Source organism: Ancylobacter vacuolatus (assembly GCF_030813595.1).
GTDB classification, from domain to species: domain Bacteria; phylum Pseudomonadota; class Alphaproteobacteria; order Rhizobiales; family Xanthobacteraceae; genus Ancylobacter; species Ancylobacter vacuolatus.
In genome coordinates, this window is record NZ_JAUSUH010000012.1 from 59,154 (window position 1) to 84,361 (window position 25,208).

A 25,208-nucleotide genomic window follows, 5' to 3' on the forward strand; every position below is an offset into this window, starting at 1 on the left:
GGGAAGAAGCGAGCATCACGGCACAAAGAGGTGCCGGGGTTCAGCCACGCGCACTTGGTGGCCGGGGACGATGGTGGCGATGCGCCCGTGTTCCATGTGCACCACGCGATCCGCCGTGTCGAAGTAGCGATCATCATGGGAGACGACGATCACGGTGCGGCCCGCGCCCCGCAGCTCCGGCAGGATGGTGGTGTAGAACAGATTTCGGTACCCCGGATCCTGATCCGCGGCCCATTCGTCGAACACGAGAATGTCCCGGTCCTCCAGTATGGCGTGGAGCAGCGCCAGCCGCTTTCGCTGGCCGGTCGAGAGATCGACCGTGGAGAAGCGGCCAGCCTCCAGATCCACCAGATGGGCAAGATCCAGCCGGTGCAGCCAGGCGGTCGCGCGCTCCAGTGCGCCGGGAGCCGCCACGATGTCTTCGAACAAATGGTATTCGGCGAAAACCGCTGAAAAGAGCTGGCGATACGCTTCGAGCCCCTCCGCTGTCACCGACCGTCCATCGAGGAGCACAGTGCCGGAGGCGGGCTCGTAGAGCCCAAGCAGCAGCTTGATCAGCGTGGTCTTGCCGCTGCCATTGCCGCCGACGATGAACACGACCTCTCCCCGCGCGATGGTGAGGCTGGGAATATCCAGCGCAAATCCCGTCGGTTCGCCGGGAAAGCGGCTGTGGTGAATGCCCCTGAGCGCGATGTCGCGCAGGAAGATCGGCGCCTGAGCGGAGCAGGCCTCCTCGCGCGGCGCGGCGGTGCGAAACTCAATGGACAGGGCGCTGATGCGCTTGAAAGCGACCTGCGCCTGGCTGAACACCGGGAGGGCGCCGGCGAGTTCTTCCACCGGCCCCTTGGCGAACAGCATCACGATGATGAAACCGGTGATGGCATCATTGCCGATCCCGAGATAGGGCCGCGCGGCGAGGATGGCGCCGATCATGCCCAGCAGCAGGGCGATGCTCAGCGTGTCGGCAGCCCAGAAGATGGCAAATGCCCGACTGTTAAGCCCGGCGATGCGCTCGGTGAGCGGGATGATTTTTTGCAGTTCCAGCAACCGGCGGCGCGTTCGGTTGAGGCGCAGTTCCTTGGCGCCCTCGATAATGCTGCGATAATGCTTCTGGAGCGTATCCTCCAGCTTGCGCGCCTCCTCGAACCGCACGACCCACACGCTCATGGCCACATGATTGAGCCACGCTCCGAGCGCCACCAGCCCGAGGGCGAATGCCAGCACCGCCGGGGAAAGCAGGAACAGGTAGGCGAGGCATCCCAGCACGACCGTCAGGGCGGTGGCATAGCCCGCGAAATGGTGCGCGAACTCGGCGACCTTCTCGACATCGTTGTTCAGCACCGCCAGGAGGCGGTGGGCCTTGGCATTCTCGACGGTCGCCAGCGGCGCGCTGAGGATGCGCCGGCAGATCTGCTGGCGCAGCCGGGCGACGATCTTCTGGCCGATCATGCTGTTGCCGACGCCCGCGAGGGCCTGCCCGGCAAGGCTCAAGACCGCAAGCAGGCCGAACCCAACCAGGCCGGCGACCGAGACCGAGCTGGAGAGCGAGGTGTTGATGATCGACAGCAGCCACGCCATGGCGCTGCCGCCGACCGCCCCCGCCACTGTGGCGCCGAGGATCGCCTTCCAGAACGGGCGGAGCAGTTGCAGGATCTCGAGCAGGAGCAGGTGCCGGGTGGGGTGCGGCGCCCGCGAGATGGACAAAGTCATGATCTTGGTTCCCGAAGCGGGCGGATGCTCACCGCCATGGTTTCGGGTCCATTCAGCAAGGGGGCGTTGCCGCTGCATTACAGCTGCAGCGGCACGCCCTTTCCCGCCTCACAAAGACGAGAGCTCGTCCTCCCGCTTGCGCGCGGCCCGCAGGCCGGGATCCATCTCCTCGAAGCCGAAGAATTTCGAGGCCAGCTTCAGTGCGCCGTTCAGCACGGGATTGCGGTGACGGAAGTAATTGTGCATGGGCTCAAGACTGCTGCCCAGCCGGAGCTTGTTGGCGAAGGTGCCCTGACCGGTCTGGAGGCGGGTCTTCCCGCTGTTGATGCAGTAGCGGACATTCTGCATCCAGCTGACGAAGTAGAGATTGTGGGTGCGTGCCAGCGGATAGCGCATGCCGAGGAACTTATCGATCACGCGGTCGTCCTCGACCATCAGCAGGTTGAATGCCGCCAGCACCCCCTCGACCCGGTAAAGCACGCAGAAGGCCTGTGGCGAAAGGGCCGAGACCACCTGGTGGAAGTAGCTGCGCGGCAGCCGCTCGAAATCGCCATAGTCGGACGAACTGGTCTGCCGCGTCTCTTCATAGAGCGCGTAAAGCTCGTCCTGAATGTCCGAGACGTCGGTGCGAATTTCGATCTCGACGGCCTCTGCCGCACGCAGCTTGCGGCGCATGTCCTTGCGTGTCGCGCCGGACAGGGAGTTCAGATACGCGTCGAGCGTTGCATAGGGCAGATGAAGGACGGCGATCGGCAGGCTGGACAGGCGCGTATAGCCGCGGTTCCGCAGCACAGGCGCCAGCACCGGCAGATCGGCGTCATGCACATCCTTCACGACCGTGAGCCCGATGCCGGAGAGGGCGGCCTGCTGCTCCAGAAGATCGAGCATGCGGCCTGCCGCCTCCTGGCGGGCGGTGGGGCTCGATAGCGGCGCGAAGCCGAAATGGCAGCGCTCGGCAAAGGGGGAGCCGAGCCCGAGCAGCGGCAGCTTCAAAGCGCGCGGGAATCTTTGATCGATCCAGCGCAACGCGTCGCCCAGGCGGCCCTCCTGGATGGAGGTATGAAGCGCGTAGTCCATGCGGAACATGGGAGCCACGGCATCCGCACCGTGCGCTGTCTTCACCATGAGTGCCTGCGTGTGGGCATGCGACGGCCTGGCGGCCTCGCAGGCCTGATAATAGCGCAGGCCTTCCACCTCGCCCGGAAAGAAGCCATCCCAGACTGGCGCGGGAATGCTGCTGAACGCGGAAACTGCCGAATGCATGGGCTCGTTCCTGAAGCTGTCTTGAGAAAGTCGGCGTGAGCGGCACCGTGTGACAACGTGCCGATGCCGCCCAAGGCTGAGGGGGGCCGGCGGCGCACGGACGCGGCGCCGCAAGAGGCGCCCCGATGATGGAAAGGCACCCGCAATGCCGCCCGCCATCTGATGCGGAAAACGAAAGCCTTGAAGCCGCAGCCATCAGGCGGCGAAAACGGGTTCTACTCGTCGGACACGTCCGCGTCGTGGTCGCCATGGTCCGGCTGCGCATGCCAGGCCCCGCCGGGGGACGCATAGGATGGGGGAGGTTCCGGCGCCGTTGTCGCCCGGGTATCTACGGCGACACCGACAACGAAGCCAGACAGCAGCGGGTCGGGTTGCGGGCCGGCCTGCACAGCCGGGGCGCTCAGAAGAGCGGCAGCTGTCGGGATCGACCCAAATATGCGGCTGTGGACGTTCATGTCGGGACCGGACTCGGAATGTGAACTTCACGGCCCAGAATAGGGGGCTGGATTACAACGGCATTACGCCTGCCGGCGGAAAGCGCTGACTTCCTGCGAAAGGCGAGGGCGGCTATCCTTCCATGCCTTCGCGGGCGGGGGGAAAGATCAGGGCCACGGTGGTTCCGCCGCCGGGGGTCTCCTCGATGGACACTTTCGCCTTATGCAGCGCCGCCACCTGCGCCACGATGGTCAGGCCGAGCCCGGTTCCGCTGTTCTTCGCGCGGGCGATGGAGGTTAGCGCCTCCGCCCCGCCGACGGCGCAGGCGATGCCTTCGCCTTCATCGATCACCGCAATGCGCCCCGGTCGCTGCACTTCGACGATGATGCGCCCGCCCTTGGCACCGTGCTGCACGGCGTTGCGGATGAGGTTCGACAGGGCGATGCCGATGGCCTGCGCCGAGCCGACGATGGGGATGGGCCCCTTCTCATTGCGGAACTCGACTTCCAGGCCGGCAGCGATGGCCATGGGCGCATCCTGCGCGAGGGCGCGCAAGCCCACGCCCACCAGGTCGAGCCGGCCAAGGGCTGTGGGCTCCGCCGCAAGGCGGGCCAGTTGCAGCAGCATGGTGACGGTGGCGGAGAGGTCCTGCACGTCGGCCACCAGTTCGGCCCGCAATTGACCGTCCTCCACCCGCTCCAGACGCGTGCGCACCCGTGCCAGCGGGGTGCGCAGTTCGTGCGCGGCGTGTGACAGAAAGCGCCGCTGCTCGGCGGTCGCCATGTCGATGCGATCGAGGGCTCGATTGAAGGCGCTCACCAGCGGCCGCAATTCCGCCGGTGGCCCGGTTTCGGGCAGGCGGACGCCCTCGCGCGATCCATCAATCAGTTCCGCTGCCCGTGCCGCCCGGCGCACCGGCCGGGCGATCATTACGGGTACCACGAGGACCGTCAGCAGGATCGTCGCCAGGAGCACGATCAGCAGCGGGATCGTGGTCATGTCGAGATCCGCAAGGATGGCGCGCGTCAACTGGCTCGACGTATAGGCGACGCCGCCGACCTCGATGCGGATCGTGGGATCCGTGTCACTATCGCCCGCAACAAGCCGTTCGAGGGTCATGTCAGAGCCATGGACCACATAGCCCGACATGGCCTGGGGGGTGTCCCACACCGTCGCTCCGGCGCTGACCCAGCCGGGGACGGCGCCGTAGGAGATCGTCGTGTGGCCGTCGGTCAGAAGGAACCAGAGCGTGGGGAACTGGGCCTTGTAGCTCTCCAGCTCCGGCGTCCGCTCGAGCTTGAAGCTCCCGTTACCATCGGGCTGGATGGCCGTGCGAATAGCGATGGCCGCATCAAACTGGGCGTAGCCGCCATCATCTCCATACAACACCCCCATCACGATCCAGGCGCACAGCAGGACGGCCGTCATGGCCACTCCGATGAGCACGGAGGCGGAAAGTGCGATGGATCCCCGGATTCGGTGCATCAGGCCTCGGAGAGGATGTAGCCCAGGCCGCGCAGAGGGCGGATGATGGCAAGACAGTGATGCTCCCGCAACCGCTTGCGCAGCCGGGAGAGATGGGCATCGATGGCGTTGGACTGGATTTCGTCGTCGAAACCATAGGTGGCGTTTTCCAGGGTTTCCCGAAGCGTCACCTGACCCACCCGCCGAACCAGGGCCTCCAGCAGCGCCAGTTCGCGGCGGGGCAGGATGAGGGGAGCATTGTCCACGAAGGTGGTTCGCGAGAAGGTGTCGAACCGCAGATTGGCGACTGTGATGCTGCCCGTCTGGTCCAGATGCAGCCGTCGCACCACGGCCCTCGCGCGGGCCACAAGTTCAATGGGCTCGAACGGCTTGCAGAGGTAATCATCGGCGCCGGCATCCAGGGCCTTGGCGATATCGCCGGGATCGTCCAGGGCCGTGAGCACGAGAATGCTGGGGCGCGGCTGCAGGTGCCGCAGGTGACCGATCAGGTTGATGGCATCTCCATCCGGCAGGCGCCTGTCCATCACCACGAGGTCGAATTCGCGCACGGCAAGAGCGGCCTTGGCTTCGTCCAGCGACGTCACAAGGTCGGCGCCGCCTAAGGCGTCTTCCAGCGTTTCCCGCAGCCACGGCCCCAGCTGGTCATCATCCTCTATTACCAAAAGTCGCAAGCTCGTCCCCTTCGAGATCCCGACTCCAGTCGCACGACATCGTTGCGCGAGGATTACCGCTGGCCTGCTGCCGGCGTTGTGGTCGGTCAGTTAAGCCAATTCGACCTTTTTTCGAACGCGACCGGGCTGAGATAGCCGATGGTCGAGTGGCGATCCAGCGTCATGGCATTCACAACCCCTGCACCGGCCATGGCGCGATCAAGGGCCTGCTTCCACGCGGGCCATACAATATCCGAAACGTGCTCGCGCCCCCTATCCTCAAGAAGACCGGCTCCAGGAGCAGGCGAGTGACGCCATCCAGGTCGCCGCTGACATGGTCGCCAGTGACGACGGCCGCGTCCTGCGCCAGGACAAGGCGGCCCTGGCGACGCAGACCGTCAACAAGGTGTGGGGGCGGCTTGGCGGCCGAGCGCGCAATGCGCGAATCTCTGCGCGACCCGCTCGACGCGATCGCACGCCGCCCCCCGCCGCATTCTGCCGCTGCGGTGCTTTCGCAGAGGGCGAGAGGCGTGCAGCCGCGAAAGGGTAGCTTGATAAGTCACTGATTTTGCGTTAGAAAATGGCGCACCCGGCACGATTCGAACGTGCGACCTCTGCCTTCGGAGGGCAGCGCTCTATCCAGCTGAGCTACGGGTGCCGAGGCGCGCGAGGCGCCTGTGCCGCGTCTTCATAATCGAACCATGGCCCCCCGGCAACCGGGTGCGAGCGGCCTTTCGTCGGAAGCGCAGCGAACCGGCGCCGGCACGCGCCGCCTCAGGGCCGTGCCGGCGCGGCCTGCGTCACTTCGGCTGCGGCGGGCGCGCATTGGCGGTGGCGACGCGGCGTCCCCAGGAAATGAGGTTGGGCGAGCAATCGTCGCGGTCGAGGGCGCACTCGATCAGGGTCGGCCCGTTGGCATTGCCCAGCGCTCGGGTGATCGCCTCGGCGAGTTCGCCGCCCGTGCCGGCGCGCAGGCCGAGCCCCTCCCCGTCCTCGGCGTTGAAGACGTTGATCAGCCCGGCATAGTCCCAGTTCTTGATGTTGTTATACGGCCCGTCATGGATCTCGACCTCGATCGTGTAGCCGCGATTATTGATGAGGAAGAGGATGATCGGCAGCTTGCGCCGGATCATCTGCGCCACTTCCTGCGCGGTCAGCTGGAACGAGCCGTCGCCGATCATCGCGATCACCTGCCGGCCGGGCGCGCCCACCGCGTAGCCGAAAGTGGCCGGCACTGCCCAGCCGATCGAGCCCCACTGCATCTCGATCTCGAAGCGCGCGCCCTCGGGCAGAGCGAGGTTCATGCCGTTGAACCAGGAATCGCCGGTCTCGACGAGCACCGTGCTGTCGCCGGTCAGCAGTCCCTGGATCTGGCGCATCATCTCGGTGCGCGAGAGCTTCGCCTCCGGCGGCGCCTCCGGCACGACGGCCGGCGCGGCGCGCAGACGGTGAAGCTCGTTCAGGGCGGTGGGGTTGGCCTCCACCCGCGTCGCCAGGCCGTCCAGCACCTCGGCCAGCCGCACGCCGCTGAAATCATGCCCGGCAAGGCTGACATGGTCGATGTCGAGGGTGAGCACGTTCGCCCCGGCCGGGTTCGAGGTCCAGCCGACGGTGGAATAGTCGTTGAACAGCGTGCCGATGCAGATCAGCCCATCCGACCAGTCGACGATCTCGCGCGTGCCCGGCGAGGAGACCTCGCCCCAGTAGACCCCGGCGAATTGCGGGTGCGTCTCGGGGAAGAAGCTCTTGGCCGCCGCCATCACCGCCACCGGGCAGCCCAGCGCCTGCGCGAGCGCCAGCGCTGCGGCCTCGGCCTTGGCCGCGCGCAGCTTGGAGCCGATGAGGATTAGCGGCTTCTTGCGGCCCTTGATGAAGTCCGCCGCCGTGCTCACCGCCGCTTCAAGCGTCGCAGGATCGCTGGGCGCGCCGGCGAGAAGGCTGCTCACCGGCCCGGGCGCCGCGCAGGAAGCGCCGGCAATGTTGCAGGCGATCTCGATATAGGCCGGCTTGCTTTCGCGCAGCGCGGCGCGGATCGCGCTGTCAATCTGGTACGGCGCCTTGTCCGGCGAAATGATGGTGACGGCGCAGCAGGTGATCCGGGCGGCGATGTCGTGCTGGTAGGAGAGATCGGACGTCGCCATCGTGTGGTGGAGCAGATGGTCGGTGGCGCGGTCATTGGTGTTGGGCCCGCCGGAGATCAGGATGACCGGCAGGTTTTCCGCATTGGCGCCGGCAATGGCATTGATGATCGACAGGCCGCCGACGCTGAAGGTGACGACGGCCGCCGCCGCGCCATTGGCCCGGGCATAGCCCTCGGCGGCATAGCCGCAATTGAGCTCGTTGCAGCAATAGACCTGCTCGGTTTCCTCATTGGTCAGCAATTGGTCGAGCAGCGCCAGATTGAAGTCGCCGGCGACGGCGAAATGGTGCTTCAGCCCGATCTGGGCGAGACGGGCGGCAAGATAGCTACCTACGGTGTATGTCATGTTGCGCTCGGCCATTGCCTTGAGGAAGGTGGGCGAAACCTAGCAGCATCCCCGGCCCGCCGGTATCGCGAATGAACGCCGCGCGCGTGGCGCCCTCACGCCGGCCCGGCGAGCAGGGTGGTGATCCGCGCCGCGAGGTCCGGTGCCACGTCGGGGCGCAGGCGGACAGCGTCTTCGCCCGACAGCAGGCCGGCGAGAATATCGGCCACCGCTGCCATGTCCGCGGCGCGGAGCCCCAGCGTCGCCAGAAACTGCGTGCCGACCCGCAGCGCCGTTCCCCCCGGCCCGGTGATGTCGGGGCAGAGGCCGAGGATCACGCCGCTCTCCGCCAGCGCCGCCACCAGCGCGCGCGGCGCCGCCTCCGCCGCGATCGGGATCAGCATCTGGTGCGTATGGCCCGCCTCGGGGGCGATCACCGGCAGGCCGCGCCGGCGGCAGGCGCTGGCCAGCGCGGCGGTGTTGGCCACCACGCGCCCGGCATAGTCGGCCGCCCCGGCACGCATGTCGGTGAGCAGGCGCAGCAGAGGCGGCAGCAGGGCGGCGTTGGAATTGGCGAGGAAGCGCGCATCGAGTAGCCGCGCCAGCGCCTCGCCCTGCGCCGGGTCGCGGCCGAGGATGAGGCCGTGCGGCATTCCCGGCAGGGTCTTGTAGGTCGAGGTGACAAGCACGTCGACGCCGGCCTCCAGCGGGTTGGGATAGGTGCCGCCGGCGATCAGCCCGGCGACATGCGAGGCATCGAACACGGTGGTGGCCCCCACCGCGCGCGCCGCCGCGACGACGGGCGCGATGTCGTCCGCTCCGACCATCACGCTGCGCCCGAGCATGACGAGGCGCGGCCGGCGCTGTTCCACCAGCCGCGCGGCGCCTGTCGCGTCGAGGCACAGGCCGGCGGCATCAAAAGGAAGTTCGTCGCAGACGAGCCCGGCGAGATCAGGCGTGCCGCCGCGCCGCTGGCTCAGATGCCCGCCCTGCGCCTTGTCAGGCGCCAGCATGAGGTCGCCCGGCCGGGCGAAGGCGTGGAACACGGCGAGATTGCACAGCGTCGCGCTCGGCAGGCGCGGCTCGGCCCAGCCGGCGCGGAAGAGGGCGCAGGCCTCCTGCCGCACCGCCACCTCCAGCGCCGAGACCAGTTCCGTGCCGGGCTGCTCCTTGTCGAAGCTCGGCCCCATCGAGGGCATGGCACCAAGGCCGGGGGCGTAGGCGGCGATCACCTCGGGCGAGGGCAGGTTGGCGCCGGCATAGAGCACGAGGCGCTGGCGGGCGAGCGTGTCGCCATGGCGCGCGGCGGCGGCGAAGAGCGTTGCGTGATCCCCAGTCATGGCATGGAGATAACCGCTATTCGGCCGGCGGCCAATGCGGCCTCGCCACGCAGAGTGTGGCGGGCGGGCGGCGGGTTGTTATATAGCTCAGCCATGACAGACACTCCCGCCAGCCCCCCAGCGCCCCGCCGCGCGCCGCTGTTCTCCCCCGAGGAGGTGGAGCGCTATGCCCGCCATCTCGTGCTCAGTGAGATCGGCGGGCCGGGCCAGCAGAAGCTGAAAAAGGCGCGGATGCTGGTCGTGGGCGCGGGCGGGCTCGGCGCGCCGGCGCTGATGTACCTCGCCGCCGCCGGCGTCGGCCATCTCACGGTCATCGACGATGACGAGGTGTCACTGTCCAATCTGCAGCGGCAGATCATCCACACCACCGCCGCCATCGGCCGGCGCAAGACCGAGAGCGCGGGGGATTTCATCGCCGCGCTCAACCCGCATGTGGAATTTGAGGGGCTGACGGCGCGGCTGACGGCGGAAAATGCGCTGGCGCTGGTGGGCGAGGCCGATGTGGTGATCGACGGCTCGGACAATTTTTCCACACGCTATCTCGTCTCGGACGCCTGCGCGCTGGCCGGCCGGCCGCTGGTGTCCGCCGCGCTCGGGCGCTTCGACGCCACGGTGACGACGCTGCGCCCGCATGAAAAGGGCCCGGACGGCACGCCGAACCCGACCTATCGCTGCCTGTTCCCGGAGCCGCCGCCGGCCGGCACGGTGCCGAGCTGCGCCGAGGCCGGCATTCTCGGCGCGGTGGCCGGTGTCGCCGGCACGCTGGTGGCACTGGAGGCGGTGCGCGCCGTCGTCGGCTTCGGCGAGGGGCTGGTCGGGCGGCTGCTGATGATCGACACCCTGACCATGCGCTTCGAAACGCTGAGCTATGGCTGGGACCCGGAAAACCCGCTCACCGGCGAGAACCCGACGATCAAGGATCTGTCGGAGCATATGCGCTGAAGCGCCGGGCGGGTCCTACTTTGAGGTCCATCCTTCGAGGCCCGGGCTTTGCCCGGGCACCTCAGGATGCCGCTGCATCCCAGGCAGGCTGCGTTACGCTGAGCCGCAAGTGAAGCGTCGCACCGGGGACGATCTGCCGGACGCCGGGCCCCCGTCATGCTGAGGTGCGCGCGCAGCGCGCCTCGAAGCACGCAGATGCGTAGATCGGGCACCGCCCGGCGATCCTCGCGCCACCCTCGTGTTCCGGCCCAGCGGAGCCGCAGGCGGAGCGCTGCGCCGGGATGACGGTGGGCCGGACAAAGGCCCACGTCATGCTGAGGTGCGAGCGTAGCGAGCCTCGAAGCACGCAGGCGCGGCCTCAGGCATGGCCCCCGGATCGGCGCCGCGCGGGGCGCGGCTGGTCCGGGGAACGCCTCCGGGCCTCAGCCCGCCTCAGAGCATCGACGGCAGCACCCGGTCGGGCGGGCGGTGGCCGTCCATGAAGGCCTTGATGTTGACGATCACCTTTTCGCCGGTGTCGACGCGGGCCTCGACCGTGGCCGAGCCCATATGCGGCAGCAGCACCACCTTGCCGGCGCGGGCGAGCTTGAGCAGCTTCGGGCTCACCGCCGGCTCGCGCTCGAACACGTCGAGGCCGGCGCCGGCGATCTCGCCATGCTCGATCATGCGGATCAGCGCGTGCTCGTCGATCACCTCGCCGCGCGCGGTGTTGACGATATAGGCGTCCTTTCGCACCAGCTTCAGCCGGCGGGCGGAGAGCAGGTGGAAGGTGGCCGGGGTGTGCGGGCAGTTGATGGAGAGAATGTCCATCCGCGCCAGCATCTGGTCGAGGCTGTCCCAATAGGTCGCCTCAAGATCTTCCTCGATCTGGGCGGGGAGGGGATGGCGGTTGTGATAATGGATCTGCAGGCCGAAGGCGCGGGCGCGGCGCGCCACCGCCTGGCCGATGCGGCCCATGCCGATGATGCCGAGCCGCTTGCCCCAGATGCGGTGGCCGAGCATCCAGGTCGGCGACCAGCCGGGCCAGGCGCCGTCATCGCTGGTGATCAGCGCCGCGCCCTCGGTGAGCCGGCGCGGCACGGCGAGAATCAGCGCCATGGTCATGTCGGCGGTGTCCTCGGTGAGGACGCCGGGCGTGTTGGTGATGGTGATGCCGCGTTCCGTGGCGGCGGTGACGTCGATATGGTCGACGCCATTGCCGAAATTGGCGATCAGCTTGAGATTCGGGCCGGCGGCCTCGATCACCTTGGTGTCGATGCGGTCGCAGATGGCGGGCACCAGTACGTCGGCGGTGGCCATCGCCTCGCAGAGGTCGGCCTGGCTCATCGGCACATCATCGACATTGAGCCGCGCGTCGAACAGCTCGCGCATGCGGGTTTCGATCTTGTCGGGCAGCTTTCGCGTCACGACGACCAGCGGCTTCCTGCGGGCCATGTTGCTCCCCGTACGATTCACCGTGGCGATCAAGCTCCCGTTAACGCTACGGGCCCCACACTCGCGCCAAAACCGGGCGAGGCGTTCCTTAGCAGACAGGTCCAGGAAACACAAAAATGCACCGATTCGCAGTGCAGGCGTGTTTTCACGATCGCGCTGCCGGACAGCGTCGCCGCGATGGGCGAAGGGTGATTGAGACGATGCGCAACAAAAAGCTTCGAGGCCGGACGAAGCTGCGGACGAATATTCTGTTGGCCTGTTTGGCGTCACTGGCCTCACTGTCCACCACACTGCACTCACCGGCCATGGCGCAGGAGCCGGCGCCGGCCGATATGGCGGGCCCCGCGGGGCGCACCAGCGGCCTGCCGGTGCCGCGCTTTGTCAGCCTCAAGGCCGACAAGGTGAATGTCCGCTCCGGCCCGACGCGCGATCATGGCGTGGCCTGGGTGTTCACCCGCGCCGGGCTTCCCGTTGAAATCACTGCCGAATTCGAGACCTGGCGGCGGATCCGCGATGCTGATGGAGCCGAGGGCTGGGTGTACCACTCCATGCTGTCGGGCCGGCGCACCGCGCTGGTCAATCCGTGGAAGGCCGGCGAGGAAATATCCCTTTATTCGGAACCCTCTACCGGCTCGGCGGTCCGCGCCCGGCTGGAGGCCGGCGTGCTCGGCAAGGTCGAGCATTGCGACGGCAAATGGTGCCGCTTCTTCGACAATGGCTTCGACGGCTTCATCGAGCAGGAGCGGCTCTGGGGCGTCTATCCCGGTGAAAAGCTGGAGTAGGCGTCACACCGGACGGGCGGCGATGTAGCGCCGCTCCTGGGTGAGGCCGCCATAGCCATAGGCGTCGCCCCGCGCCTCCACCACATGCACATAGCTTTCCGCGTGGAGCGGGCCGAGAACGTCGCCGAAGGCGGCGAAGATCGCGGCGATGAAGGCCGCCTTCTCATCCTTGGTGTTGGTGCCCTCTGTCACGCGGATGTCGAGCCAGAAGGCGGCAAGGCTTTGTTCCGCCAAGCTTATCCCGGCGCAGAACCAGTTTGCCGGATCGGCCCGCTCGACCAGAACGGCGGTGACCGAGGGGTCCTTGCCCAGCCATTGCCGCGCCAGCTGCGCGGCGCATGCGGCGAGGGCGGCCTCCCGCCCGGCGGCGGGAGAAGGCGTGGCGAATCGAATCTGGATCATCGGCATGGCGTGGCTCCCTTCGAGTGGTGTGGAGGGAGTCGTAGCGCCTGCAGAAAAATGATAGAACGCTATCATTGATACTAACAATGATAGTGGTTTGTTATGAGTGATCGCCCGCTCGATCTCGAACTCGTCCGCGCCTTCGTGCATGTGGCCGATCTCTCCAGCTTCACCCGCGCTGCCGAAGCGCTGGGCGGCACGCAGGCGGGGGTGAGCCTCAAACTGCGCAAGCTGGAGGCCCGGCTTGGTCGCACACTCCTCGAGCGCACCCCCCGCCTCGTCCGCCTCACCGCCGACGGCGCCCTGTTTCTGGAGCGCGCCCGCCGGTTGCTCGCTTCCGACCGCGAGGCTCGCCTGTGGGATGCGGCGCCCGTGCGCCGGCTGCGGCTCGGCATCAGCGACCACACCACCGGCGATACGCTGCCAGCGCTGCTGCGGCGGCTCTCGGCGGTCAGCCCCGGCATCGTGTTCGACGTTCGCATGGGGTTCTCCCGGGTGCTTTGCGACGCCTTCGATGCGGGGGAACTCGACGCAGCCGTGGTGCGGCGCGAGGGCAGCCGGCGCGACGGGGAGGTCCTGCGGCAGGATCGCTATGGATGGTTTGCCGCCGGAGACTGGCAGGCGCGTGGTGAGTCCCTGCCTCTGGCCTTGCTGGCGCCTCCCTGCGGGGTTCGCGCCACGGCCATCGGCGGGCTGGGTTCGGCCGGCATCGCCTGGCACGAGGCCTTCACCGGCGGCAGCGTCTCCTCGGTCAGCGCGGCGGTGGCGGCGGGACTGGCCGTGGCGCCGCTTGCCGCCCATCTCGCGCCCCCCGGCAGCGTCGATGTCGGCCCGGCGTTGAAGTTGCCGGCTCTCCCGGTGGCCACGGTGATGCTGGTTGCCCGCGCTGGCGACGCGCCGGCCAAGACGGCGCTGCGCGAACTGGCGGCTTTCCTGCGGGCCTAGGCCATCGCCGCAGGCAACGAAAAAGGGCCGGTCAACGACCGGCCCTTCGGGTTCTATGATGGTGAACGACGATCAGGAGCGGCGCTTGGGGCGCAGTCGGACCACCACGTCAACCCGCGCAACCTCATAGCCTTCCGGCGGCTCGGGAATGCGCTCGACCTCGACCGAAGCGCTGGGAATGTCGACGAGATTGTTCTCGCCTTCGAGGAAGAAGTGGTGATGATCCGACGGGTTGGTGTCGAAATAGGTCTTCGATCCGTCAACCGCCAGCTCGCGCAGCAGGCCGACCTCGGTGAACTGGTGCAAGGTGTTGTAGACGGTGGCCAGCGACACCGGGAAACGGGCCTTGATCGCTTCTTCGTGCAGGATTTCCGCCGAGACGTGGCGGTCGCCCTTGGCGAAAAGCAGCCAGCCGAGCGCGAGGCGCTGGCGGGTGGGGCGCAGGCCAACATCGCGCAGCATGTGCCGCACGTCGTGGAACGGGCAGCCCGTGCGGCCAGCGCCATCGCGCAGCTTGGCGACGGGCAACACAGGTCCGTCTTCTTCCACCACCATGCGGGAGAAGGCTAAGTTCTGGGGGCGAAAACCTTCGCTCATCTCGTCTTCCGAACCATCATTACCGCCTTCCCGCCCCGAAGGGGTTAAGGTCGATCCGCAGCACAACAGACACTCGGCGCGCCGCCCGACTGTGCGGCAAGCACGCGCACGGTGCCTTTTTCAGCTGTCATTATATCGGCACGCTATGCGGCGGGGCAATATCGTGCGGAATAATCGTAATGGTTCCAATCTGCGCGGCGCCCGAGGCCGCTGGCGCCTCAGACCGGCGGCGGCCGTTTTGTTCGGGCGATGGTGCCGGGTTGCCGTCACGCGAGTGACATTTTGAATGTCCCTGCGCGGGAGCTGTGGCTTTGAGCGGGCGGGGCGCTGTGATAGGAAGCGCGCTGCGTCAGGTGGCCGGGGCGGCAGCAGCCCATGCCCATGCCGCGAAAACCGGCGGCCGCGGGCTGCTCAAGGCGATGGAAACAGCAAGCGTGGGTATTACCGAAACGATGGTCGAGCGGCAGACGAGCTTCACTTACGAGGAACTGCTCGCGTGCGGGCGCGGAGAGCTTTTCGGACCGGGAAACGCGCAGCTTCCTGCGCCGCCCATGCTGATGTTTGATCGCATCACCGAGATTTCCGAGGATGGTGGCCCGAACGGTAAGGGCCATGTGCGCGCCGAGCTCGATATCCGGCCCGACCTCTGGTTCTTCGGCTGCCACTTCATCGGCGATCCGGTGATGCCCGGCTGCCTTGGCCTCGATGCGCTCTGGCAGCTTGTCGGCTTTCATCTCGGCTGGCTCGGCTCTCCCGGCCGCGGGCGTGCGCTCGGTGCCGGCGAGATCAAGTTTTCCGGCCAGGTCCTGCCGACCGTCAAGAAGGTCGTGTACGGGATCGATTTCAAGCGCGTCATGCGCTCCAAGCTGGTTCTCGGCATCGCCGATGGCTGGGTGGAAGCCGATGGAGACGTCATCTACCGGGCGGGAGATCTGAAGGTCGGCCTGTTCCAGTCCTGATCCCGGCGCCCTTGCGGGGCTCTGCCCGCAGGGCCATTTCGCGTGCCTAGATCCCCTCGCGTGCCAGATTCCTCGCGTGCTTTGAAGGAAAGGAAGCCTATGCGCCGTGTTGTCGTAACCGGAATGGGCATCGTCTCGTCCATCGGCAACTCCACGCAGGAGGTACTCGCCTCCCTGCGCGAGGGACGGAGCGGCATCAGCCGGGCCGAGAAATATGTCGAGCTTGGCTTCCGCAGCCAGGTGCAGGGCGCGCCGCAGCTCGACGCCAGTGAGGTGGTCGATCGCCGCGCCATGCGCTTCCATGGCGGCGGCACCGCCTGGAACCATGTCGCCATGGACCAGGCGATCCGCGATGCCGGGCTGGAAGAGCACGAAATCTCGCATGAGCGCACCGGGCTCATCATGGGCTCGGGCGGCTCGTCCACCCGCACCATCGTCGAGGCGGCGGACATCACCCGCAAGAATTCCAGCCCCAAGCGCGTTGGCCCGTTCGCGGTGCCCAAGGCGATGGGCTCCACCGCCTCGGCCACGCTCTCGACCTGGTTCAAGATCAAGGGGCTGAGCTATTCGATCTCCGCCGCCTGCGCGACCACCAATATCTGCATCGGCAACGCCGCCGAGATGATCCAGTACGGCAAGCAGGACATCATGTTCGCTGGCGGCTGCGAGGATCTCGACTGGACGCTGTCCTGCCTGTTCGACGCCATGGGTGCCATGTCGTCCGACTATAACGACCGCCCAGCCGTCGCCTCGCGCCCCTATGATAAGAACCGCGACGGCTTCGTCATCTCCGGCGGCGCCGGCGTGCTGGTGCTGGAAGAGCTGGAGCACGCCAAGGCCCGCGGCGCGCGCGTCTATGCCGAGATCATCGGCTATGGCGCCACCTCGGACGGTGCCGACATGGTCGCCCCTTCCGGCGAGGGCGCGGCCCGCGCGATGAAGCTGGCCCTGTCCGGCGTGAAGGGTGGCATCGACTATATCAACCCGCACGCCACCTCGACCCCGATCGGCGATCTCAAGGAGATTGAGGCGATCCGCGCCGTGTTCGGCGACAAGGCGCCGCCGATCTCGGCCACCAAGTCGCTCACCGGCCACTCGCAGGGCGCGACCGGCGTGCATGAGGCGATCTACTCCATCCTGATGATGCAGAACGGCTTCATCTCGGCCAGCGCCCATATCGACGAGATCGACCCCGCCTTTGCCGACATGCCGATCGTGCGCGAGCGCGTCGACAATGCGCGGCTGGAGCGGGTGCTCTCCAACGGCTTCGGTTTCGGCGGGGCCAATGCGGTGCTGGTTTTCCAGCACCCCGAAGCTTGATCGACGCGCTGCGGCGGCGGAAGGGACAGCCAGCATGAGCCTGATGCAGGGGAAACGCGGCCTTATCATGGGCGTCGCGAACGACCATTCCATCGCCTGGGGCATTGCCCGGACGCTGGCGGCGCAGGGCGCCGAACTCGCCTTCACCTATCAGGGCGAGGCACTGGGCCGCCGTGTGAAGCCGCTCGCCCAGAGCCTGGGCAGTGACACGCTGCTGGCCTGCGATGTCGAGGACCTTGCCTCGGTCGACGCCGTGTTCGCGGCGCTTAAGGAGAAATGGGGCACGCTCGACTTTCTCGTCCATGCCATCGGCTTCTCGGACAAGAACGAGCTGAAGGGCCTCTACGCCGACACGACGCGGGCGAACTTCACCCGCACCATGGTGATTTCCTGCTTCTCCTTCACCGAGCTCGCCAAGCGCGCGGCGCCGCTGATGACGGAAGGCGGCTCGCTTATCACGCTCACCTATGGCGGCTCGACCCGGGTGATGCCGAACTACAATGTGATGGGCGTCGCCAAGGCGGCGCTGGAAGCGAGTGTGCGCTACCTCGCGGCCGATTACGGGCCGCAGGGCGTGCGCGTGAACGCTATTTCCGCTGGGCCGATCCGCACCCTGGCGGGCGCCGGCATCGCCGATGCGCGGCTCATGTTCAACTACCAGAAGCGCCATGCCCCGCTGCGTCGCACCGTGACGCTCGACGAGGTTGGCGGCGCCGCGCTCTACCTGCTCTCGGACCTCTCGACCGGCGTCACCGGCGAGGTGCATTTCGTCGATTCCGGCTACAACATTATCTCGATGCCGCATCCCGACGCGTTGAAGACCATTGAGGATGCCGAGGAACGGGCGGCCGGCGAGGCGGCGGAGTAGGTCCTACCCCTGCGGTTTGACAGCGGCGATCCAGAGAAAGTCGATCTCCTCGTTGTCCTGTCGCTCAACCGCGCTTTCGCGCACGACGAGCCCGGCATCCCGCAGTTGTGCCAGGCTCGCCGCTTCGCCGGCATGGCTAAAAAACATTTCGGCGCCCAGCCATTCTCCGGTCCATTCACCCGCAGGGCCCGCTCCGAAACTGGCCACGAATACTCCACCCGGTCGCAGCCATTCGGCAACGTGGGCGATCAGCTTCGGCTGTTTGGCGGCAACAACATGGCTGATCGAGTAAAAAGCTCCCACGGCGTCGAACGTGGCTCTTTCAAAGCGGACGTCGCACATATCGGCCACCGCGAAACATGCGCCCGGAACATTACGTCGCGCGCGTGCGATCTGTTCGGGCGAGCCGTCGATCCCGATGACATAATGACCAAGCATAGCCAGATCCCGTGCCACCGGGATGCCGGCCCCGCAACCAAGGTCCAGCACCCGGCCTCCCTTTTTGGGAAGGGCCGCAGCGAGGCGATTGAGCCAGCGTTGCCGCACGGCTGAAAGGCCGAACCGATCGAGATAGGCATCGGCCAGGCGGTCATATCCGGCGGCGACTATGCGCGCAGTGGGGCTCGTCATAGTGGGAGACTCCCAAATGCGGCTGCTGCTGTCGAGGACCGCTTAGCGATTCCTCACGCGCGCAGCGCGATCCGGTAGGCATGGGCGGGGTAGACCCCGAGAATTCGCACTTCCTTGGAGAAGAACGACAGTTCTTCCAGCGCCAGTTTGAGGCTCGGGTCGTCGGGGTGGCCGTCGACATCGGCATAGAACTGGGTGGCGAAGAACTCGCCGTCGAGCTGATAGGATTCCAGCTTGGTCATGTTCACGCCATTGGTGGCGAAGCCGCCCATCGCCTTGTACAGCGCCGCCGGCACGTTGCGCACGCGGAACACGAAGGTGGTGACGGTCGGCCCGTTATTGGCGGGGGCCCATTCGCCGTCCTTGGCGAGGATGACGAAGCGCGTCGTGTTGTGCGCCTCGTCCTCGATGTTCTCGGCGATGATGTCGAGGCCGTAGATCTCGGCGGCGAGCCGCGAGGCAATGGCGGCGCGGCTCGTGTCCTGCGATTCCGCCACCAGGCGCGCTGAGCCGGCGGTGTCGGCGCCGACAATGGCCTTCAGCCCCAGCTTGCGGATGATGTTGCGGCACTGGCCGAGCGCCATGACATGGCTCTCCGCCGACTTCACCGTTGCCAGCGACGCGCCGGGTATGGCCATCAGCTGGTGCGAGAGCGGCAGGAAGAACTCGCCGATGATGGTGAGCCCGGAGGTCGGCATCAGGTGGTGAATGTCCGCCACCCGCCCGGCAACCGAATTCTCGATCGGGATCATGCCGAGATGGGCCTCGCCATTCTGAAGCGCGGCGAAAGCGTCCTCAAAGGTGGCGCAGGGCACGGCTTCGTGCTCGGGATAAACCTCGCGGCAGGCGATATGCGAGTTCGCGCCCGGTTCGCCCTGGAAGACGATGGTGCGGCGGCTGGTCATGAGAGCGTCCTTGATTCGTGCGCGGCCTTCAGTTGCGCCGCTTCCCGGGCAAGCATGGCGCGGGCCTTTTCCAGATCTTCCGGCGTATCGACGCCGAGCGGGACGGTGTCGACAATGGCGACATCGATCCTCATTCCGGCCTCCAGCGCGCGCAGCTGTTCCAGCTTCTCGCGGCTCTCCAGCGGCGAGGGCGGCAAGGCGACAAAGCGCTCCAGCGCGCTGCGGCGATAGGCATAGAGGCCGATGTGGTGGAACAGCGGCCCCTCGCCGTAAGGGGCGGTGGCGCGGGTGAAATAGAGCGCGCGCAGTCGCCGGGGTGTGATCGGGCTGCCGACGGCTTTGACCACATTGGGATTGGTGCGCTCGCCCGTCTCGGTGATCTCGGCCGCCAGCGTGCCGATGTCCACCGCCGGGTCATCGAGCAGGTCGAGCGCCGCACGGATGAGGGCGGGATCGATCGTCGGCAGGTCGCCCTGCACATTGACGATGCGCGTCACACGACGCTCCGGGTCGATGCGCTCGAGCGCCTCGAAGATTCGGTCCGAGCCGCTGGCATGGTCGGCACGGGTCATGGCGACCTCGAATCCGGCGCCTTCCACCGCGGCGCGCACGCCCTCGTCATCCGTGGCGACCACCACCCGGCCGATGCCCGCCGCGGCGGAACGCCGCGCCACTTCGACGATCATCGAACGACCGCCAAGATCGGCGAGCGGCTTTCCCGGCAAACGGGTCGAGGCCATGCGGGCTGGAATAAGAATAAGTGTGTCCTGGGAGGACATGTCGGTGCCTTGTCATCGTCCTGCGCGGTGCCGGGCTCCTCTCTCAGAGTGGCGAAACGTAGCACCGCAGCGCGCTTATACGGGTTGCACGCGAACCGTCAAAATGATTAGTTCCCGCGCGCCATTGGCGGTCGCAAGCGAGCGCTGATACATTGCGCGCAGGGTATTGCAGGCCAGCCGGATGGTCCGTGTGCCGGGTGAGGGAGCGAATATTTCGATGGACAGCTTCGAGCTGAACAAGGTTGCTGGTGCGGTCCTGGGCGTGCTGACGTTGACGCTCGGTCTGAACGTGTTCGCCGACATCCTGTTCTCCAGCCATGGGCCGGAGAAGGCGGGCTACGAGATCGCCGTGCAGGAGGAACTGACGGGCGAGGCGCAGGCCGCGCCCGCAGAGGTTCCGCTTGCCCAGCTCCTCGCCGCCGCCAGCCCGCAGAAGGGCGAGGCCCAGGCCAAGAAGTGCGCCGCCTGCCACAATTTCGTGGAAGGCGCCGGCGCCAAGGTCGGCCCGGATCTCTACGGCATCGTCGGCCGCCCGGTGGCGGGCGCCGAGGGCTTCGCCTATTCTGCGGCGATGAAGGCCCATGGCGGCAACTGGACCTTCCAGGACCTCAGCGACTTCATCAAGAATCCGAAGGCCGACATTCCCGGCACGGCGATGGGCTTTGCCGGCATCGCCAAGGACACGGACCGCGCCGACCTAATCGCCTATCTCAACACGCTCTCGCATAGCCCGCTGCCGCTGCCCTCGCCGGAGGCGGCGCCCGCCGCTGCCGAGCCTGCGGCGACGGTGCCGGCTTCGGGCGAGACGGGTGGCAACGTGCCGCCGCCGGCCGGCTCCGCCGCGCCTGCGACCACCGTGCCAGCGCCCACGCCGGCTGTGCCTGCGGCTCCCGAAGCGCCTGCGGCGCCCGCTCCCGAAGCGCCTGCGGCGCCCGCTCCCGAAGCGCCTGCGGCTCCCGCACCGGCGGAACCGGCTCCGGCGTCGCCTGCTCCCGCGGCGCCCGCCACGCCCTGAGGCGCCCGCCCTGCGGGCTGAGGCTTTCACGATCACGTCAGGCCGGCGGCGCAATGCGTCGCCGGCCTTATTCTTTTCCGGACTACCCCCTTCATATTGACCGCCAATGTTCATAATCGTCATGGGGCGTGCGCCTGCGCCGCCTCGCCAGACGACGTGCCAAAGGGATGATGCGCATGACCCGGCTCCGCCGCTCCGACCGCCCCGCCGCTCCCGGCTGGCGCCCGCCGGCATGGAGCGGCGCGACGGCCCGGTCCCTGGCCATCGCCGCGCTCGGCATCAGTCTGCTTGGAACGGCGCGGGCACAGGAGCCGGCGCCCGCCGCAGCCCCCCCCGCCACGTCGGCAGGCGCGGGCGAATGGCGGCACGGCCTCTCGCTGATGGGGCAGCCGAAATACCCCGCCGACTTCAAACATTTCGACTATGTAAACCCGGATGCGCCAAAGACAGGACTGGTGCGGCAGTCGGTCGACGGCACCTTCGATTCGCTGAACGACATCATCCCGCGCGGCGCTGCGGCGGCCGGGCTGCATCTGATCTACGACACGCTGATGACCCCGGCGGCCGACGAGGTTGCGACCGAGTACGGGCTGATTGCGGAAAGCGTCCGCTATCCCGCCGACTTCTCCTCGGTGACCTATCGCCTGCGGCCGGAGGCGAAGTGGCATGATGGCCAGCCGATCACGGCGGACGACGTGGTGTGGTCGTTTGAGCAATTGACCAAGAACAATCCACGGCAGGCTTATTACTACAGCCACGTGAAGGGCGCCGCCGTCACCGGCGAGCGCGAGGTGACCTTCACCTTCGATCAGGCGGGTAACCGCGAGCTGCCGCAAATCGTCGGCCAGTTGCGCGTCATGCCCAAGCACTGGTGGACGGCGAACGGGCCGGACGGCAAGCCGCGTGACATCAGCCAGGGCACGCTGGAAGTGCCGCTCGGCTCGGGTCCCTACAAGGTGAAGCAGGTTCAGCCCGGTCGCTCCATTTCCTTCGAGCGCGTGCCCGACTATTGGGGCGCGAACCTGCCGGTGAACATCGGCAGCGATAATTTCGCCGAGCAGCGCTACGAGTATTTCCGCGATTCGACGGTGGAACTGGAGGCGTTCAAGGGCGACCAGTATGATTTTCGCATCGAGACTTCGGCCAAGGACTGGGCCACAGCCTATAATTTTCCGGCGGTGAAGGACGGCAAGGTCATCCTGGAAGAGTTCCCCAACCGGTCTTCCGGCTCGATGCAGGCATTCATCCCCAATCTGCGCCGCGAGAAATTCCAGGACCAGCGGGTGCGCCGCGCGCTCAACCTGGCGCTCGACTTCGACGGCATGAATCGCACCCTGTTCTTCGGCCAGTACAAGCGGACATCAAGCTATTTCCAGAACACCGAGTTGGCCTCCTCCGGCCTGCCGCAGGGGCTGGAACTGGAGATTCTGGAGAGCGTGAAGGACAAGATTCCCGCCAGCGTCTTCACCACGCCCTACACCAACCCGGAAGGCTGGAGCGAAGGGCTGCGGCGCGGCAATCTGCGCGAGGCCGCGAACCTGCTCAAGCAGGCCGGCTATGAGGTGAAGGGCGGCAAGCTGGTGAACGCCAAGGGCGAGCCTTTCACCATGGAGATCCTGATCTCCAATCCCGCCTTCGAGCGTGTCGCGCTGTTCTACAAGCCGTCGCTGGAGCGCCTGGGCATCACCGTGAATGTGCGGCAGGTCGATATCTCGCAATATATCAACCGCCTGCGCGCCCGCGACTACGACATGATCATCACCGGCTGGGCTCAGTCGCTCTCGCCGGGCAATGAGCAGCGCGATTTCTGGGGTTCCAGCGCCGCCGATCGTGAGGGCTCGGGCAATTATGCCGGCATCAAGGATGCCGGCATCGATGCCCTGATCGAGAAGGTGATCTACGCCACCAGCCGCGAGGAACTCGTCGCTGCCACCCGTGCGCTCGACCGGGTGCTGCTGGCGCATGACTATGTGGTTCCAAGTTGGAACTACCCGAACACGCGCACGGCGCGCTGGAACCGTTTCAGCCACCCCGACAAGATGCCGGAGTATGGAGGGGATTCCTTCCCGAACATCTGGTGGTGGGACGCGGAGAAGGCGGCCAAGACCGGGGCCGCCCGGTGAGCGGGCAGGGGCCCCGCTGGGGCCGCGCTTCGTCATCCCGACCGGAGGCGAAGCCGGAGAGCCGGGATCGTCATCCCCCTCATCCGTTTTTGGCCCGCGATCCCGGAGCGGCCGTTCCGGCCGTCCGGGATGACGGCGGTCCCGTCTCCCGCCGCGCGCTTCTGACCCTCGCCGCCGGCGCCTCGCTCCTGCCCTGGCTCGGTCACCCCGCCCTGGCGCAGGAGGTGGCGCCCCCCTCCGCCGCAGCTCCGGCCACCGCGGCGCCCGGCTTCGGGCCGGAGCGGCACGGGCTCTCCGTGTTCGGCGACTTGAAATATCCCGCCGACTTCGCCCATTTCGACTATGTCGACCCCGCATCGCCCAAGGGCGGCACCTTCTCGCAGGTCGGCCCCACCGCGGCGTTCAACCAGTCGTTCCAGACCTTCAATTCGCTCAATGGCTACATCCTGAAGGGTGACGGCGCGCAGGGCATCGATCTCATCTTCGATACGCTGATGGCGCGGGCCTTTGACGAGCCGGACGCCATTTATGGTCTGGTGGCGCAGAGCGTCGCCGTTTCAGAAGACGGCACGCTCTACCGCTTCCGCCTGCGGCCGCAGGCGCGCTTCCACGACGGCACAAAGCTCACCGCCGAGGATGTCGCCTTCTCGCTCAACCTGTTGAAGAGTAAGGGCCATCCCATCATCGCACAGAACCTGCGGGACATGGAGGGAGCAGAGGCGCAGGGCGACGAGATCGTCATGTTGCGCTTTGCACCCCGGCGGGCCCGCGACGTGCCGCTGTTCGCCGCCTCGCTGCCGATCTTCTCTAAGGCCTACTACAGTTCCACCCCGTTCGACGCGAGCTCGCTGGAGCCGCCGCTCGGCTCGGGCGCCTATAAGGTTGGCCGGTTTGAGGTTGGCCGCTTCATCGAGTATCGCCGCGATCCCGACTACTGGGCCAAGGACCTGCCGGTGAATGCCGGCGTGAACAATTTCGACGTGCTGCGCTACGAGTATTTTCGCGACCGTGAGGTCGGGTTCGAGGCGTTCAAGGCGCGGGCCTATCTGTTCCGGCAGGAATTCACGGCCCGCACCTGGGCCACTGGCTATGATTTCCCGGCGTTGAACGAGGGAAGGGTGAAGCGCGAGATCCTGCCCGATCGCACGCCTTCCGGTGCGCAGGGCTGGTTCCTCAATCTGCGCCGGCCGAAATTCGCCGATCCCCGCGTGCGCGAGGCGCTATCCTACGCCTTCGATTTCGAGTGGACCAACAAGAACCTGATGTACGACGCCTATAAGCGCACGACATCCTTCTTCGAGAATTCCGACCTCAAGGCGGAAGGCCCGGCCGGCCCGGACGAGGTGGCACTGATCGCGCGCCTGGGCGATCAGCTCACCGCTGAGGACGTGGCGGTGCTGAAGGCCCCACCCTGGTCGCCGCCGGTTTCCGACGGCTCGGGGCAGGACCGGGCGCTGCGGCGCCGGGGCACGCAGCTGCTGCGCGAAGCGGGGTGGACCGTCAAGAACGGCCGCCTCGTCGACCCGCAGGGCGACGGCCTGACCATCGAATTCCTCGACGACGAGAACGGGCTGGAGCGCCACACTGCCCCCTTCATCAAGAACCTCGAACTGCTCGGCATCGCGGCCAATTTCCGCCTGGTCGATTCTCCGCAATACCAGCGCCGGCTCAACGACTTCGACTTCGACGCCACGGTGCGGCGCTTCTCGCTCTCCACTGTGCCGGGCGAATCGCTGCGCAACTATTTCGGCTCGAGGGAGGCCAATACGCCCGGTTCCAATAACCTGTCCGGCATTGCCGATCCGATTGTCGACCTGTTGATCGAGGAGGTGATCGCCGCACCGACGCGCGATCAACTGCGCACCGCTTGCCGCGTGCTCGACCGCCGGCTGCGCGCGGGACGCTACTGGGTGCCGCAATGGTACTCGGCCGAATTCCGCATCGCCTTCTGGGATGAATTCGGCTGGCCTGCCGCGCCGCGTCCCACCTATGCCCGCGCCATTCCGGAACTCTGGTCGGCGCGCACGAGGTCGGCGGGATGACAAACATGCGCGCGCCGTCATCCGAGCGGGCGATCTGTCAGGCCGGCATTGTCGCAAGTCGTGCAACTGGCAACACCCCTGCATGAACGGACGTTAAGTTGACGCGGGTGCGCCCGC

The 25,208-nt window shown here is 67.0% G+C and carries 21 protein-coding genes and 1 tRNA gene; 9 read left to right on the plus strand and 13 right to left on the minus strand.

Annotation, left to right across the window (positions count from 1 at the left end; genetic code table 11):
• Positions 1-15 precede the first annotated feature (15 nt).
• The 7 genes from J2S76_RS20505 to J2S76_RS20540 form a co-directional block, all read right to left on the minus strand.
• A complete protein-coding gene (locus J2S76_RS20505; protein ID WP_307063576.1) occupies positions 16-1,788 on the minus strand; it encodes a cyclic peptide export ABC transporter in 1,773 nt (590 codons plus the stop codon).
• A gap of 30 nt (positions 1,789-1,818) precedes the next feature.
• Positions 1,819-2,973 carry a GNAT family N-acetyltransferase gene (locus tag J2S76_RS20510; protein ID WP_307063578.1) on the minus strand — a complete coding sequence of 385 codons (1,155 nt, stop codon included), beginning with the start codon at positions 2,971-2,973 and terminating at the stop codon, positions 1,819-1,821.
• 567 nt (positions 2,974-3,540) lie between these two features.
• Entirely contained in the window at positions 3,541-4,836 is a 1,296-nt protein-coding gene (locus J2S76_RS20515) for a sensor histidine kinase (RefSeq protein WP_307063579.1), read from the minus strand.
• Positions 4,837-4,892: 56 nt separating this feature from the next.
• Complete coding sequence (locus J2S76_RS20520; protein WP_307063581.1) at positions 4,893-5,564, minus strand: response regulator transcription factor; 672 nt, start codon at positions 5,562-5,564, stop codon at positions 4,893-4,895.
• A gap of 560 nt (positions 5,565-6,124) precedes the next feature.
• Positions 6,125-6,201 (minus strand) — tRNA-Arg (locus J2S76_RS20530).
• Between the two features lie 142 nt (positions 6,202-6,343).
• The gene (locus J2S76_RS20535; RefSeq protein WP_307063583.1) at positions 6,344-8,029 is read right to left on the minus strand and encodes an alpha-keto acid decarboxylase family protein; all 1,686 of its coding nucleotides are present in this window, start codon (positions 8,027-8,029) and stop codon (positions 6,344-6,346) included.
• A gap of 95 nt (positions 8,030-8,124) precedes the next feature.
• Complete coding sequence (locus J2S76_RS20540) at positions 8,125-9,348, minus strand: glycine hydroxymethyltransferase (protein WP_307063585.1); 1,224 nt, start codon at positions 9,346-9,348, stop codon at positions 8,125-8,127.
• 138 nt (positions 9,349-9,486) lie between these two features.
• On the opposite strand from J2S76_RS20540, the gene J2S76_RS20545 reads away from it, so the two are divergent.
• Complete coding sequence (locus J2S76_RS20545) at positions 9,487-10,290, plus strand: HesA/MoeB/ThiF family protein (protein WP_307063841.1); 804 nt, start codon at positions 9,487-9,489, stop codon at positions 10,288-10,290.
• A gap of 432 nt (positions 10,291-10,722) precedes the next feature.
• Here the strand turns inward: J2S76_RS20545 and J2S76_RS20550 are convergent, their stop codons facing one another.
• Positions 10,723-11,724, minus strand: a complete 1,002-nt coding sequence (locus J2S76_RS20550) for a 2-hydroxyacid dehydrogenase (RefSeq protein WP_307063586.1) — start codon at positions 11,722-11,724, stop codon at positions 10,723-10,725.
• Between the two features lie 332 nt (positions 11,725-12,056).
• On the opposite strand from J2S76_RS20550, the gene J2S76_RS20555 reads away from it, so the two are divergent.
• Entirely contained in the window at positions 12,057-12,506 is a 450-nt protein-coding gene (locus J2S76_RS20555; protein WP_018389280.1) for an SH3 domain-containing protein, read from the plus strand.
• 3 nt (positions 12,507-12,509) lie between these two features.
• Here the strand turns inward: J2S76_RS20555 and J2S76_RS20560 are convergent, their stop codons facing one another.
• Positions 12,510-12,914 (minus strand): 4-oxalocrotonate tautomerase, encoded by a 405-nt coding sequence (locus J2S76_RS20560; protein ID WP_307063589.1) that lies wholly within the window; start codon positions 12,912-12,914, stop codon positions 12,510-12,512.
• A 96-nt stretch (positions 12,915-13,010) separates the two neighbouring features.
• On the opposite strand from J2S76_RS20560, the gene J2S76_RS20565 reads away from it, so the two are divergent.
• The gene (locus J2S76_RS20565) at positions 13,011-13,853 is read left to right on the plus strand and encodes a LysR family transcriptional regulator (protein WP_307063590.1); all 843 of its coding nucleotides are present in this window, start codon (positions 13,011-13,013) and stop codon (positions 13,851-13,853) included.
• Positions 13,854-13,925: 72 nt separating this feature from the next.
• Here J2S76_RS20565 and irrA read toward each other — a convergent pair whose 3' ends face one another.
• Positions 13,926-14,450 carry an iron response transcriptional regulator IrrA gene (gene irrA, locus J2S76_RS20570; RefSeq protein WP_307063592.1) on the minus strand — a complete coding sequence of 175 codons (525 nt, stop codon included), beginning with the start codon at positions 14,448-14,450 and terminating at the stop codon, positions 13,926-13,928.
• A gap of 452 nt (positions 14,451-14,902) precedes the next feature.
• Between irrA and fabA the strand changes: the two genes are divergently transcribed.
• The 3 genes from fabA to fabI all read left to right on the plus strand — a co-directional run bounded on the left by fabA (position 14,903) and on the right by fabI (position 17,597).
• On the plus strand, positions 14,903-15,409 hold the full coding sequence (gene fabA, locus J2S76_RS20575) for a 3-hydroxyacyl-[acyl-carrier-protein] dehydratase FabA (RefSeq protein ID WP_018389284.1): 507 nt from the start codon (positions 14,903-14,905) through the stop codon (positions 15,407-15,409).
• 99 nt (positions 15,410-15,508) lie between these two features.
• Positions 15,509-16,729, plus strand: coding sequence for a beta-ketoacyl-ACP synthase I (gene fabB / locus J2S76_RS20580; protein ID WP_307063594.1), 1,221 nt, complete (start codon positions 15,509-15,511; stop codon positions 16,727-16,729).
• A gap of 34 nt (positions 16,730-16,763) precedes the next feature.
• Positions 16,764-17,597 carry an enoyl-ACP reductase FabI gene (gene fabI, locus J2S76_RS20585; RefSeq protein WP_307063595.1) on the plus strand — a complete coding sequence of 278 codons (834 nt, stop codon included), beginning with the start codon at positions 16,764-16,766 and terminating at the stop codon, positions 17,595-17,597.
• 3 nt (positions 17,598-17,600) lie between these two features.
• Here fabI and J2S76_RS20590 read toward each other — a convergent pair whose 3' ends face one another.
• The 3 genes from J2S76_RS20590 to J2S76_RS20600 are packed head-to-tail and all read right to left on the minus strand — an operon-like array spanning position 17,601 to position 19,911.
• Positions 17,601-18,227: a class I SAM-dependent methyltransferase gene (locus J2S76_RS20590; RefSeq protein WP_307063596.1), complete on the minus strand. Its 627-nt coding sequence runs from the start codon at positions 18,225-18,227 to the stop codon at positions 17,601-17,603.
• Positions 18,228-18,280: 53 nt separating this feature from the next.
• Positions 18,281-19,132 carry a prephenate dehydratase gene (locus J2S76_RS20595; RefSeq protein ID WP_307063597.1) on the minus strand — a complete coding sequence of 284 codons (852 nt, stop codon included), beginning with the start codon at positions 19,130-19,132 and terminating at the stop codon, positions 18,281-18,283.
• Positions 19,129-19,911, minus strand: a complete 783-nt coding sequence (locus tag J2S76_RS20600) for a 3-deoxy-manno-octulosonate cytidylyltransferase (protein WP_307063598.1) — start codon at positions 19,909-19,911, stop codon at positions 19,129-19,131. Before J2S76_RS20600 ends, J2S76_RS20595 begins: the two co-directional genes overlap by 4 nt.
• 217 nt (positions 19,912-20,128) lie before the next feature.
• On the opposite strand from J2S76_RS20600, the gene J2S76_RS20605 reads away from it, so the two are divergent.
• The 3 genes from J2S76_RS20605 to J2S76_RS20615 all read left to right on the plus strand — a co-directional run bounded on the left by J2S76_RS20605 (position 20,129) and on the right by J2S76_RS20615 (position 25,091).
• The gene (locus tag J2S76_RS20605) at positions 20,129-20,926 is read left to right on the plus strand and encodes a c-type cytochrome (protein ID WP_307063599.1); all 798 of its coding nucleotides are present in this window, start codon (positions 20,129-20,131) and stop codon (positions 20,924-20,926) included.
• A gap of 170 nt (positions 20,927-21,096) precedes the next feature.
• A complete protein-coding gene (locus J2S76_RS20610; RefSeq protein ID WP_370874817.1) occupies positions 21,097-23,049 on the plus strand; it encodes an extracellular solute-binding protein in 1,953 nt (650 codons plus the stop codon).
• Positions 23,050-23,138: 89 nt separating this feature from the next.
• Entirely contained in the window at positions 23,139-25,091 is a 1,953-nt protein-coding gene (locus J2S76_RS20615) for an extracellular solute-binding protein (protein ID WP_307063601.1), read from the plus strand.
• Positions 25,092-25,208 lie beyond the last annotated feature (117 nt).